Source organism: Bacillus sp. FSL E2-0195, from assembly GCF_038003645.1.
GTDB lineage: Bacteria > Bacillota > Bacilli > Bacillales > Bacillaceae_G > Bacillus_A > Bacillus_A mycoides.
Genome location: NZ_JBBOPN010000001.1, coordinates 4,788,158 through 4,800,521 on the forward strand (window position 1 = coordinate 4,788,158; position 12,364 = coordinate 4,800,521).

The window sequence follows — 12,364 nt, forward strand, 5'->3', positions numbered from 1 at the left end:
GTACTTATGGAACTCATCTACTTCATCTTGAGAAAAGGAAGCGAAAAATAAAGTGAAACTTTAATCAGTGGGGGTTTATCCACTGATTATTAGTTGAACCAATCGGGCTTTTACGGGCAGTTGATCTCCCATTTAACTACTTTTCTTTAAAACTGAATTTTGCGGTGGGAGTCTTACTGCCCGTTAATGCGGGGTAAACTTGGCGATCAGGGTGAATAAAAAAATCTTGAAACACCACGCTACTCCGACAACCCACGGCTGTTTTTTGTCTGAAAGAAAATTCTTCATCGGGCACTTCTTTAAATAAAATCTTTTTCCGAACACTATATGCTGCATTTTTATATTCTTTATACACCTTTTTATCTAACTGTTCGTAAAACACATCCTCACTCACAAATGGCTTATTTCGATTGCTTGGATAGTCTAATTTTTGATTTGATTGTGCATATGTTGTGGACAATTGCGCGAGAAAACAAATACTGAATACAATGCATATCATTTTTTTCATAATTGCACCTCAAATTTTCATTATCCACATTACTTTTCCACATACTTAGATCACTATTCCGTTTCCAATAAAAAGGAATTTTTTCCACATTTGTCGAAGTATATAGCGTCAACTTGAAAGATGGGGATGAATTATGAAGAAAATTATTGTAATACGACATTGTTCCGCAACTGGACAAAAACGTGATGCCGAATTAACGTTTGCCGGAAAAGATCAAGCTAACACCCTTGCTGCATTCCTCTTAGAAAATCAGCTACAAATAGATCATATTATTTCGAGCCCATTTGTCCGAGCTATCGATTCCATTCGGCCCTATGCGATTCAAGCTAACCTATCTATCGAAGAGGATGAACGATTAGCTGAACGTATATTAAGCAACGTTCCGATGGATGATTGGATGCAAAAACTAGAATCTACTTTTACAAACATAGATATTGCCTTTTCAGGCGGAGAGTCAACAAAACAAGCAACGGACCGTGCTATATCGCTTATCCAAGACGTTTTAAAGTTAAACCATACTACAACACTACTCGTTACACATGGAAACTTACTTACGCTCATTTTAAAGCACTTTGATCGTACGATCGGCTTTAGTGAATGGAGAACTTTAACGAATCCTGATGTTTACGAAATTACAATCGATGAACAAAGTTTCATAAAACGATTATGGGAAGCATCGTCCAAGTAGTATCCCTTTCCAAAACACTCAGTTGACGCCACGAGAAGAGACTGTATTAACAATAGAGAGGGGTATCATTCCATATGTATGAAGATGTACTTTCTTTACTACATAAAACAAATGCTTCTTATGAAAAATTTGAACACGAACCAGTACTTGACTATGAAACAGATCGTATCGTTCGTGAAAGACTTGGTTTGCAAGGCACTCCAAGTAAAAGCTTATTTTTAAAATCAAAATCCGGGGAGCATTACGTATTCTTTACGTTAGAAGGCACTCGCCTCAACCGAGGAGAGATGAAAGAAATAACAGGAGAGAGCTTATCTCTCTGTTCTCCTAATGAGCTAAGAGAAGAGACTGGTTGCACTCCTGGATGTGTAGCTCCTTTCGGTTATTCACAAAATGTAACGATTATTGTGGACAGTTCAATTTATACTTACGATAAAATTTTAATTACACCTGGTGTACCTGAATTTACAATTGAATTATCCACAGAGGAATTAAAAAAGATTTTATCCACATGTCAAAATAAAGTTTTAGAGTATAAGAAAAAAGAGAGCTAATGATTAGCTCTCTTTTTTCATTATTTCGCTTCTGCTGTTTTTTCTTTTGCAGAACGTACTTGCTCGTCCGCATGATAAGAAGAACGTACAAGTGGACCAGCTTCACAGTGGCTAAATCCTTTGCTAAGTGCAATTTCTTTTAGCTCTGCAAATTCTGCTGGTGGATAATATTTAATAACTGGTAAATGCTTCTTAGATGGTTGTAGGTATTGTCCAAGAGTTAAAATATCCACATTGTTTGCACGTAAGTCATCCATTGCTTCAATTAAATCTTCTCTCGTTTCACCTAAGCCCAGCATAATGCTCGATTTAGTTGGAATATCAGGCTGCATTTCTTTTGCTCGACGTAAAAACTCTAATGAACGGTCATATTTTGCTCTAGCGCGAACTCGGTTAGATAATCGACGTACTGTTTCAATGTTATGGTTCAAAATATCTGGTTTTGCATCCATTAACATTTTTAAGTTTTCTTCTACCCCACCCATATCAGATGGTAATACTTCGATAGACGTGAATGGATTTTCACGACGTACAGCGCGTACTGTTTCAGCAAAAACAGCTGCTCCGCCGTCCTTTAAATCATCACGTGCAACCGCTGTTATAACAACGTGCTTTAAGCCCATTTGTACTACAGAATCTGCTACGCGTTCTGGCTCTTGTAAATCAAGCTCAGTTGGTAAGCCTGTTTTAACCGCACAAAAACGACAAGCACGTGTACAAACCGCACCTAAGATCATAAATGTTGCTGTTTTCCTTACAGCCCAGCATTCATGAATATTCGGACATTTCGCCTCTTCACAAACTGTATGAAGATTCTTAGAACGCATCATTTTCTTTAAGCCTGTATAGTTTTCATTCGTGTTTAACTTAATTTTCAACCATTCGGGCTTGCGCTTATACTCTGTTTGTTTTGTCATGGTTATCAACTCCGCACAATATGAAATAGTTTACCGTGTTCGCTTCTTTCAATGTAACATATCTATTCTAACGTATGAAAGCGATTTGCTCAAATGAAGATTCTAAGATTTTTTCCAATCGTTCCCTATAATGAAATACTCCGTATATCCCACACTAAAAAGAGTGATGTTGTGAAAGGAGTCTATTTCATGCTTCGAAAAATTTCTCTTTTGCTTTCGATTTGCTTTCTTCTCCACCAAAACATCGCTTACGGTGAAGATAATCAGCAAAGCATATATGAAAAGCGCATGGCACTATATAAAGAAACTGAGCAATCTTCCGGTATTCCGTGGTATTACTTAGCCGCAATGGATCAATACGAAAGAAACATACGGAGCGTAAGAAAAAATATTCCGAAAAAACCAGATGCCATCATTTCCCTTTATTTCAAACCTGAAATATGGGCTGGACCTGTTAATAGTAATGATACTCTCCCCCATACAATTTCTCTATTTGGCGGAATGGGTTTAGATGGTGACAAAGATGGATTTGCAAATGCAAATAACGACCGTGATCTTCTGCATACAGCAGCAACTATTTTAAAGAAACAAGGAACGTCGGAAGACCGTATTAACATTATGCTTTGGGAATATTATAGACGTGCAAAAACAGTTGAATTAATTACAGAATACGCCCGAATTTATAAACATTATGGACGCATTAATTTAGAAGGTAATGCTTTCCCTCTCCCGATTCGCAGTGACCATAGCTATCGTAGTACTTTCGGTGCTGGTAGAAGCTTTGGCGGCAGGAGGATTCATGAAGGAACCGATATTTTTGCTGGATATGGCGTACCAGTACGATCAACTTGCTATGGCGTTATTGAAACAAAAGGATGGAATCGCCTTGGTGGATGGCGCATTGGTATTCGTGACCTTCATAATAATTACCACTATTACGCTCATTTAGGCGGGTTCTCTAAAGAAATACAGCTCGGACAAATTGTCGAACCAGGAAAAGTAATCGGATTTGTCGGTAGTACCGGCTACGGTCCTCCTGGTACAGCTGGAAAGTTCCCGCCTCACTTACATTTCGGCATGTATAAAGACAATGGCTATACAGAATGGGCTTTCGATCCATACATGCATTTAAGCCTCTGGGAACGAAAAGAACGAGCAAATACAAAAAGATAACCGTAGCAAATTGCTACGGTTATTTTTTATAAATATAAATCAATAGAACACTACTGACTAATTATCCGTTTTCTTTTTATCTGGTACAACAACCCCCCCGCTTCCGTAATAAGTAGGCACTTCACCTTGAACGATGCGCGTTGCAATCGGAATGTTTTGCTTCACTTTAATTTCTTTCGTGCGTAACGGAATCATAACTTGTAACGTCACTTCCACTTCCATAATAATTTTGATCGCTGTATTATTAATTCCTTGCGGCTCAACTAATTGTTTAATATCCGTATTCACATGACCAATTGGCGTAAAATTAATCGGAATATCCGGTCCTATATTACCAAGAAGCGCATTATCAGTTATGCGCCCAAAAGGAACTGACATAGATACCCCATTCTCTTCAAAAATACCAAGTGCTTTCGTATCCCCTTTTTCTACTTGTTGTAAATATTTTTCTATGTATGCAGTAGTCGATGTTAATATTTCATTTACTTGTTTTGTATTTAAATCAATTGTAGATACTTTCCCGTTCCTATCCGTTTGTACTTTCATTAATGAATCTACATCAAACCCTTCATTAATCCGGTCTTTTACCGCTTTCGTCATAACTGCTGTTGCCATTTTATGAGTCTCTGTTTCCCCATACTTAATTAACGTTGGCTGAATACTTTTATTTACAATCCATAAACCTTGAACTACCATTACGATAAAAATAATAAATGAAATAAGCAGTATATACCGAAAGGAAATCGGTCCCCTTCGAAACCGCGAATTTTTCGAACGAAATATGCCCATAAGAAAACCCTCCTTCTTATATTATTTCTATGCAAGAAAGAGGGACGATATATGCTTATCTCATTTTTAATAGTGCATCTTTTCCGATTGTGCCTACCGGAATACCTAAAGCTTCGGCTCCAGTCGTTACTGATTCCAGCGGTGCTTCAAGAAGTTGTTCAATCGTTCTTACACCAACCGCACGGCCAGCAATAATTCCTCTATCACCTAACTTCTCATTTAGAAGACCTACATCTAAAGCACCGCACATAATATATCCTTTATCGCTCATTACAGCTAGCAAATTTGTCTTTGGAAGTTTTACGCTAACAGCAATGAACGTATAGTTATCAATTATAATTGGCTCTACATTAACCATAGTTCACACTCCTCTCTTTCTTATCTTTATGACAAGAGAAAAATGAGTGTTACAAGTTAACTAGCCTATAGTTTGACTGAAGATGTATAAGTTATCAACATGTCTGTTAGTACATCTCTAAGCAATTCCGGCATATAATATTGTTTGTCAGAAAGTGTGGATAGCTCTGGGTATAAGTATCCGAATGTAAACATATCAATCGTTCCTACCGTATATATCCGGTCTAATTCCAGCGATTCGCCGTTAATCAATACATCTTCTAGTAAAATTTTATTCCCTGGAATCGTATCTGGAATCACTTCCAAACCATCGTAAATCATTTTCCCCATTACTTTTCCACGAAATCCGAATCCTTTCACCTCAAGGTTCTCCATATTCGGACGACGCGCTTTCAAAATAACTTCTCGTAACGTTTTTCCTGGCACTTTTAATAAACATGGATTAATTGGATGTGGACAAATTCTGTGAATATCTCCGCGCGTCACAACACCTTCATTTAATCCCTCAAGAAGTACACCAGCATTCACCATCCCAACATCCGCATTACACCACTCTTTAAGTGCACTTGCCAACATATGAGAAAACGTCGTCTCCTTAAACCAATCAACCGGCAATGATTCTTTTAAATGAACGACAGGCTCAGCCATTATCTGTTTACTTTCTTCCTTTAGCATTTCAATTGTGGATAACGGCTCGCTATAAGCACCTAACCGTTCTGTCTTAATCGCTCTACCGTCTTTTTTCAACAGTCTCTTCGTCTCTTTATCCACAGTAAGCTGAACGTGACCAACGTAATGTCCCCACTTTTCACAACAGCAAAGCAAAGTATTATCCACAAGAACACCGCGCTCAAATAAATGATGCGTATGTGCCCCTAAAATAACATCTATATCATAATGCTCCGCCATATACTCATCCATACTTTTTCCAAGATGAGAAAGCACAACAGTAATATGAGCTGTATCCTTAACTTCTTCTAAAATAGACTCTAAATGGATGATTGGATCTTCAATATGCCAATCTAACATATGATAAAACTCTGGATAAGCTACCGTTAATCCAATAAAGGCAATCGTAATCCCATCTGTCGTTGTATGTAATTTATAAGGCTGCGCCCACGCTGGACGTACACCTTCTTTTTCAAATAAATTCGCTACGAGCACCTCAAACCCAGCATCATCATATAGACGATTCAAATGCTCTTTCGCCAATGTAATTCCTTCATTATTTCCGATCGTTACATAATCATATAACGCCTCATTTAATAATTTTGTATTCCCAAGTCCATTTGTCGCTTCCGAAATACTATGAAAACGATCCACATGATCGCCAATATCCACAGTTAAAACAGTCTCTCCCGCTTCCTGTCTTCGCCTTTTCTCCCCTTGTACAAACCGAGAAATTTGTGGCCAATTTTCAAAATGACTATGTATATCGTTTGTATGATAAAGGTGGATGATTGTTTCTTTATTTATATTCAGAGAAAAAACCTCCTCTCAGTTCCTTACTGCCATTTACGCTATACGTACGCAATAATCCTGTAAATACTTTTCGTCTTTTCTTGCTATTCTACATTGTACTCGCATTATAAGAAAAAGCCAAAGATTGCCCTTTTAATATGGAAAACTTTATTTTACTTTTTCTAGTCTGTTGATTAGTTTGAGGGGGATTCTTTTTGTAGTCGGTGTTGGGGACCTATTTGTCAGGAAGTTTGTTGGACGGATTGGCGAAGAGCTTTTTGCTGCCTACTAGATGGAGTATTACCCTACACATATACCTTGTAATACGACATATGTCGTGTTACAATCTCATCATAAGGTGGTGAACCATAAAATGGATAAAGAGATATTAAAAGGAAGTATTGATATTTTACTTCTCTCCATCATTAAACAGCACGATACGTACGGATATGAAATTATTCAAAAGCTAAAAGAAAACAGCAATGATTTATACACGATGAGCCAAGGTACACTCTACCCAGCACTCAAACGCTTGGAACAAAAGGATTTCATCAATTCATACTGGGGTGAATCTGAAACTGGTATGAAACGAAAATTTTATCGCATTACTACGAGCGGGAAGAAAATTTTAGAAGAAAAACTAACAGCATGGGATTCAGTTACAACTCTTATTAAAACTTGTCAGAAAGGAGCTTTAAATTAATGACGATTGAAGAATACATAAAGAGTATCGTTCAAAAAACAAGCCTATCGCAATCTGATAGAGACGAACTATACTTTGAAATTTATGATCATCTTACAAGCTTAAAGCAAGAATTTCTCAATCAAGGAAAATCAGAAGAAGAAGCTACTACATTAGCCATCCAAAATTTTGGAGAAGCCTCTACTTTAGGAACTGAAATTGAAAAAGCGATGCAATCTTCCACGCAAAAATATGTACAGTGGATTGGCTGGGGATTATTTTTACCGTATTCTTTTGTTTTATTATTTAAACTGTTGCTCGGAAGGCCAGCCGTTTACTTTGATAGTCTGAAGTACTTCTTTGAAACAGGCGACTGGCACTTTATACACGGCGGATTAATAAACTTAGTTCCGCTCAAAAGTACAATCCGCTATTTAAATGGATTCGATCTAACACATCTACTAGATCCTTATAATATAGACATCGTACTTATGAATACATTAGGAAACGTCATCATATTCATCCCATTCGGATTCCTTCTACCTTTATTATTTAAACAAATAAACAATGTAAAAATGGCATCCAAAATTTTTATTAAGTTTATTTTATTAATCGAATCGTTACAACTCCTTACTTTTAGTGGTATTTTCGATATCGATGACATCATACTGAATATGCTAGGTGCTTTAATTGGATATGGTTCTTTCGTTGGGATGAAACATATTTGGGAGCGTATTAAATCTGTGGATAAGGTGGATACGATTTAGGTTCGGGGTATATACCCATCTCAGCTTATAGAACATAAAAAAGCGCCCTGCACAGCAGGGCGCTTTCACTTTTAAATATTAACCAATAGAACCTTCCATCTCAAACTTGATTAGACGGTTCATTTCAACTGCGTATTCCATTGGAAGTTCGCGAGTGAATGGCTCGATGAAGCCCATTACGATCATTTCTGTAGCTTCTTGCTCAGAAATACCGCGGCTCATTAGGTAGAATAATTGTTCTTCTGATACTTTAGATACTTTCGCTTCGTGCTCAAGTGAAACGTAATCGTTTTTGATTTCGTTGTAAGGAATTGTATCAGATGTAGATTGGTTATCCATGATTAACGTGTCACACTCGATGTTAGAGCGAGAGTTTTTCGCTTTTGGTCCGAATTGTACGATACCACGGTAAGTTACTTTACCACCATGCTTCGCAATCGATTTAGAAACGATTGTTGAAGACGTGTTTGGTGCTAAGTGAATCATTTTCGCACCAGCATCTTGGTGTTGGCCTTTACCAGCAATCGCGATAGATAATGTTAAACCACGAGCGCCTTCGCCTTTTAAGATAACTGCTGGGTATTTCATCGTTAATTTAGATCCGATGTTACCGTCAATCCATTCCATCGTTGCGTTTTCTTCACAAACCGCACGTTTTGTAACTAGGTTGTATACGTTGTTCGCCCAGTTTTGGATTGTTGTATAACGGCAATATGCATCTTTCTTAATGATGATTTCTACTACCGCACTATGAAGTGAGTTAGTCGTGTAAACAGGTGCTGTACAACCTTCTACGTAGTGTACGTGTGCGCCTTCGTCTACGATGATAAGCGTACGCTCGAATTGTCCCATATTTTCAGAGTTAATACGGAAATACGCTTGAAGTGGTGTATCAACTTTAATACCTTTTGGAACGTAGATGAATGATCCACCAGACCAAACTGCAGAGTTTAATGCAGAGAATTTGTTGTCTGTTGGTGGGATTACTTTTCCGAAATGCTCACGGAAAATATCTTCGTTCTCTTTTAATGCGCTATCTGTATCTTTGAAGACGACTCCTAGATTTTCTAGGTCTTCTTTCATGTTGTGGTATACAACTTCAGATTCGTACTGTGCAGATACACCAGCTAAATATTTTTGCTCAGCTTCAGGAATACCTAATTTATCAAATGTCGCTTTAATTTCCTCAGGTACTTCATCCCAAGACTTCTCAGATTTCTCAGATGGTTTTACGTAGTACGTAATTTCATCGAAATCTAAGTCGTTTAAGTCGCCGCCCCATTGTGGCATTGGCATTTCATAGAACTTATCCAGTGATTTTAAACGGAAGTCTAACATCCACTGTGGTTCTTCTTTCATACGTGAAATCTCTTCAACGATTTCTTTTGTTAAACCGCGTCCAGCACGGAAAATCGAAACGTCTTTATCCTTGAAACCATATTTATAATCGCCGATATCTGGCAGTTGCTTCGCCATGTTGGTGTGTCCCTCCTTATATAACCTCGTTTTTAGGAACCTTTAACATTACTTATCTTCGTTTAAGCCCTTTTCTAACGCTTTCCACGCTAATGTTGCACATTTAATACGTGCCGGGAACTTGCATACGCCTTGTAATGCTTCAATATCTCCTAAATCAATGCTGTCATCATACTCTTTTCCTAGCATCATGTCAGAGAAAATTTTAGAAAGCTTAAGGGCCTCTTCAATTTTCTTTCCTTTTACTGCTTGTGTCATCATTGAAGCTGAAGACATTGAAATTGAACATCCTTCGCCTTCAAACTTCGCTTCTTGTACAATACCCTCTTCTACTTTCATCGTAAGTTGAATACGATCGCCGCAAGTTGGATTGTTCAAGTTAACGGTAACACTATCTTCTAACACGCCATGGTTACGAGGATTTTTATAATGATCCATAATAACTTGACGATATAACGTATCTAAATTATTAAATGACATTTGTGAAATACTCCTTTGTCTTGATTAGTGATTCAACAAATGTATCAATTTCTTCTTTTGTATTATATAAATAGAAGCTCGCACGTGCTGTAGAAGAAGCTTTTAGCCACTTCATAAGCGGTTGTGCACAGTGATGTCCTGCGCGAACCGCAATGCCTTCTACATCTAATACAGTTGCTACATCGTGAGGATGTACGTCTTCAATATTAAATGTAACTAGACCAGCGCGATGCTTTGGACCATAAATTGTAACGCCATCTACTTCTGATAGTCTCTCTAAAGCGTATTGCGCTAATTCATGTTCATGCTTTTCAATATTATGAAGACCGATTTCTTCTAGGAAATCAATTGCCGCACCAAGTCCGATTGCATTACCGATAATCGGTGTACCTGCTTCGAACTTCCACGGAAGCTCTTTCCAAGTAGACTCTTGTAAGTCTACGAAATCAATCATTTCACCACCAAATTCAATTGGTTCCATATTGTTTAGCAATTCTTTCTTACCATATAATACGCCGACACCTGTTGGTCCGCACATCTTATGAGCAGATAATGCGTAGAAATCACAGTTTAAATCTTGTACATCCACTTTCATATGAGGTGCACTTTGTGCTCCATCAACGATCATGATTGCACCGTTTTCATGTGCGATTGCTCCGATTTCTTTTACAGGGTTAATCGTTCCAAGTACGTTAGAAACGTGCATGATAGAAACGATTTTTGTATTCGGTGTAACTGTTTGACGAACATCTTCTAAAGAAATTGTACCGTCTAGTTGAAGCGGAAGGTATTTTAAAGTTGCACCAGTTTTCTTCGCAACTTGTTGCCACGGAATGATGTTACTATGGTGCTCCATGTAAGAGATGACGATTTCATCGCCTTCTTTTACATTATCAAGACCATAGCTAGCTGCTACTGTATTTAATGCAGTTGTCGTTCCGCGCGTGAAAATAATCTCTTCCATTGATTTCGCATTAATAAACTTGCGAACTTTCTCACGTGCACCTTCATACGCATCGGTAGCTTTCGTACCGAGCGTATGAACACCGCGATGCACGTTAGAATTATATTCTTTATAATAACGTTCTAACGTTTCAATGACTTGAATTGGTTTTTGAGAAGTTGCTGCACTATCGAAATAAACAAGTTGTTTGCCGTTCACTTTTTGATCAAGAATTGGAAACTGTTTGCGTATTTCATGAATATTCATTAGCGAACTTTCCTTTCAATTACCTCAACAAGCTGTGCCTTTACTCCTTCAATTGGAAGCTCATTTACTACAGGTGCTAAGAATCCATGGATGACTAAACGTTCTGCTTCGCGTTTTGGAATCCCACGGCTCATCAAGTAGTATAATTGGTATGGATCTACGCGGCCTACTGAAGCTGCGTGACCTGCCATTACATCATCTTCGTCGATTAAAAGAATTGGGTTTGCATCACCGCGAGCTTTCTCATCTAACATAAGAACGCGAGAAGATTGTTGTGCATTTGATTTAGATGCACCGTGTTCAATCTTACCAATTCCGTTAAAGATAGATGTTGCACTATCTTTTTGTACACCGTGTTTTAAAATCCAACCTTCAGAGTGTTTACCGAAGTGAACAACTTTAGTTGTAAAGTTTTGTGTTTGGTTACCACGACCAATTGTTACTGTTTTTGTATCAGCATATGATCCGTCGCCCATTAAGTTCGTAACGTTCTCTGAGATTGTATTTCCGTCATTCATAAGGCCTAGAGCCCAATCAATGCGGCCGTCGCGTCCAACAATTCCGCGGCGGTTAACGTAAGTTGTTACGTCTTTTGCTAATAGATCAACCGCACCGAATTTCACTTGTGCGCCTTGTTCCACGATTACTTCTGCTACGATATTTGCAATACCTTTAGCATTTTCATTTGCAACGTAGTTTTCTACATATGTTACAGTACTGTTCGCATCAGCTACGAATAATACGTGGTTATATACGTTAGCTTCTTCGCCGTCTACTAAGAATACAGCTTGAAGTGGAGTTTCAAGAACAACGTTTTTCGGAACATATACGAATGCACCGCCGTTGATTAATGCAGCATGAAGTGCAGTTAGACGATGCTCGTCTACTTTCACGCCGTCTTTCATTAAGTACTTTTGTACTAATTCAGCATGCTCTGTTGCAGCTGTTACGATGTCTGTAAAAATAACACCTTTTTCTTTTGCTTCGTCTGCTAAAGAAACGAAAGCAGTTGTACCAGTACGTTGTACTAATACGCTGTTATTTTCATCGATTAAGTTTTTCACTGCTTCTGGAAGCTCTGTTAAAGAACTTACAGGCTCTTGCTTAGCAGCGTCGCCTTTTCCGATAAAGTCCCATTTTTCAATTTTCGTTTTATCAGGCGTTGGCATTGGAAGTTCAGTTGCTTGTGCAAGAGCTTGTAAGCGGAACTCAGTCAACCAAGCAGCTTCGTTTACTTCGCTTGCGCGCTGACGGATTGTTTCTTGATCGAAAGGTAATGTACCGATTGTCATGTTTATGCTC

13 protein-coding genes and 1 pseudogene are annotated in these 12,364 nt (G+C 38.1%); 5 read left to right on the forward strand and 9 right to left on the reverse strand.

The annotated features are described in order from the left end of the window. Window positions 1-193: 193 nt before the first annotated feature. Window positions 194-508: pseudogene (locus tag MHH59_RS24880) on the reverse strand (hypothetical protein); the annotation flags it as partial. Window positions 509-641: 133 nt separating this feature from the next. On the opposite strand from MHH59_RS24880, the gene MHH59_RS24885 reads away from it, so the two are divergent. Together MHH59_RS24885 and MHH59_RS24890 are read left to right on the forward strand one after the other, a co-directional pair. Next, a complete protein-coding gene (locus MHH59_RS24885) occupies window positions 642-1,196 on the forward strand; it encodes a histidine phosphatase family protein (RefSeq protein ID WP_002184735.1) in 555 nt (184 codons plus the stop codon). A gap of 74 nt (window positions 1,197-1,270) precedes the next feature. After that, window positions 1,271-1,750 carry a YbaK/EbsC family protein gene (locus MHH59_RS24890; RefSeq protein ID WP_002184734.1) on the forward strand — a complete coding sequence of 160 codons (480 nt, stop codon included), beginning with the start codon at window positions 1,271-1,273 and terminating at the stop codon, window positions 1,748-1,750. 20 nt (window positions 1,751-1,770) lie between these two features. Here MHH59_RS24890 and lipA read toward each other — a convergent pair whose 3' ends face one another. After that, window positions 1,771-2,667 carry a lipoyl synthase gene (gene lipA / locus MHH59_RS24895; RefSeq protein WP_002034580.1) on the reverse strand — a complete coding sequence of 299 codons (897 nt, stop codon included), beginning with the start codon at window positions 2,665-2,667 and terminating at the stop codon, window positions 1,771-1,773. Window positions 2,668-2,856: 189 nt separating this feature from the next. Here lipA and MHH59_RS24900 point away from each other — a divergent pair, with 189 nt between their 5' ends. Beyond that, a complete protein-coding gene (locus tag MHH59_RS24900) occupies window positions 2,857-3,840 on the forward strand; it encodes a M23 family metallopeptidase (RefSeq protein WP_002184733.1) in 984 nt (327 codons plus the stop codon). 57 nt (window positions 3,841-3,897) lie between these two features. On the opposite strand, the gene yunB is transcribed toward MHH59_RS24900, so the two are convergent. The 3 genes from yunB to MHH59_RS24915 all read right to left on the reverse strand — a co-directional run bounded on the left by yunB (window position 3,898) and on the right by MHH59_RS24915 (window position 6,468). After that, window positions 3,898-4,629 carry a sporulation protein YunB gene (yunB, locus tag MHH59_RS24905; protein WP_002129745.1) on the reverse strand — a complete coding sequence of 244 codons (732 nt, stop codon included), beginning with the start codon at window positions 4,627-4,629 and terminating at the stop codon, window positions 3,898-3,900. Between the two features lie 55 nt (window positions 4,630-4,684). Continuing rightward, window positions 4,685-4,987, reverse strand: a complete 303-nt coding sequence (locus MHH59_RS24910) for a YunC family protein (RefSeq protein WP_002015926.1) — start codon at window positions 4,985-4,987, stop codon at window positions 4,685-4,687. A 65-nt stretch (window positions 4,988-5,052) separates the two neighbouring features. After that, entirely contained in the window at window positions 5,053-6,468 is a 1,416-nt protein-coding gene (locus tag MHH59_RS24915; protein WP_206764595.1) for a bifunctional metallophosphatase/5'-nucleotidase, read from the reverse strand. A gap of 352 nt (window positions 6,469-6,820) precedes the next feature. Between MHH59_RS24915 and MHH59_RS24920 the strand changes: the two genes are divergently transcribed. Both MHH59_RS24920 and MHH59_RS24925 read left to right on the forward strand, forming a co-directional pair. Next, a complete protein-coding gene (locus MHH59_RS24920; protein WP_078177962.1) occupies window positions 6,821-7,150 on the forward strand; it encodes a PadR family transcriptional regulator in 330 nt (109 codons plus the stop codon). Continuing rightward, window positions 7,150-7,896 carry a VanZ family protein gene (locus MHH59_RS24925; RefSeq protein ID WP_078422099.1) on the forward strand — a complete coding sequence of 249 codons (747 nt, stop codon included), beginning with the start codon at window positions 7,150-7,152 and terminating at the stop codon, window positions 7,894-7,896. Before MHH59_RS24920 ends, MHH59_RS24925 begins: the two co-directional genes overlap by 1 nt. A 78-nt stretch (window positions 7,897-7,974) precedes the next feature. Here the strand turns inward: MHH59_RS24925 and sufB are convergent, their stop codons facing one another. Genes sufB through sufD form a run of 4 tightly spaced genes read right to left on the reverse strand, consistent with a single transcriptional unit; the run spans window position 7,975 to window position 12,354 of the window. Further along, window positions 7,975-9,372: a Fe-S cluster assembly protein SufB gene (sufB, locus tag MHH59_RS24930; protein WP_050001064.1), complete on the reverse strand. Its 1,398-nt coding sequence runs from the start codon at window positions 9,370-9,372 to the stop codon at window positions 7,975-7,977. Between the two features lie 48 nt (window positions 9,373-9,420). After that, entirely contained in the window at window positions 9,421-9,852 is a 432-nt protein-coding gene (gene sufU, locus MHH59_RS24935; protein ID WP_002089369.1) for a Fe-S cluster assembly sulfur transfer protein SufU, read from the reverse strand. Beyond that, window positions 9,842-11,062 (reverse strand): cysteine desulfurase SufS, encoded by a 1,221-nt coding sequence (sufS, locus tag MHH59_RS24940; RefSeq protein WP_002015930.1) that lies wholly within the window; start codon window positions 11,060-11,062, stop codon window positions 9,842-9,844. The genes sufU and sufS overlap by 11 nt, the downstream gene beginning before the upstream one ends. Next, window positions 11,062-12,354, reverse strand: a complete 1,293-nt coding sequence (gene sufD / locus MHH59_RS24945; RefSeq protein WP_002129751.1) for a Fe-S cluster assembly protein SufD — start codon at window positions 12,352-12,354, stop codon at window positions 11,062-11,064. Before sufD ends, sufS begins: the two co-directional genes overlap by 1 nt. Window positions 12,355-12,364 lie beyond the last annotated feature (10 nt).

Bases quoted from the DNA above. Each gene is read 5' to 3' on its own strand.
- MHH59_RS24900 (WP_002184733.1), top strand. From the start codon at position 2,857: ATGCTTCGAAAAATTTCTCTTTTGCTTTCGATTTGCTTTCTTCTCCAC.
- sufD (WP_002129751.1), bottom strand. From the start codon at position 12,354: ATGACAATCGGTACATTACCTTTCGATCAAGAAACAATCCGTCAGCGC.
- yunB (WP_002129745.1), bottom strand. From the start codon at position 4,629: ATGGGCATATTTCGTTCGAAAAATTCGCGGTTTCGAAGGGGACCGATT.
- sufB (WP_050001064.1), bottom strand. From the start codon at position 9,372: ATGGCGAAGCAACTGCCAGATATCGGCGATTATAAATATGGTTTCAAG.
- sufS (WP_002015930.1), bottom strand. From the start codon at position 11,062: ATGAATATTCATGAAATACGCAAACAGTTTCCAATTCTTGATCAAAAA.
- MHH59_RS24885 (WP_002184735.1), top strand. From the start codon at position 642: ATGAAGAAAATTATTGTAATACGACATTGTTCCGCAACTGGACAAAAA.
- MHH59_RS24890 (WP_002184734.1), top strand. From the start codon at position 1,271: ATGTATGAAGATGTACTTTCTTTACTACATAAAACAAATGCTTCTTAT.
- MHH59_RS24925 (WP_078422099.1), top strand. From the start codon at position 7,150: ATGACGATTGAAGAATACATAAAGAGTATCGTTCAAAAAACAAGCCTA.
- lipA (WP_002034580.1), bottom strand. From the start codon at position 2,667: ATGACAAAACAAACAGAGTATAAGCGCAAGCCCGAATGGTTGAAAATT.
- MHH59_RS24910 (WP_002015926.1), bottom strand. From the start codon at position 4,987: ATGGTTAATGTAGAGCCAATTATAATTGATAACTATACGTTCATTGCT.
- MHH59_RS24920 (WP_078177962.1), top strand. From the start codon at position 6,821: ATGGATAAAGAGATATTAAAAGGAAGTATTGATATTTTACTTCTCTCC.
- sufU (WP_002089369.1), bottom strand. From the start codon at position 9,852: ATGTCATTTAATAATTTAGATACGTTATATCGTCAAGTTATTATGGAT.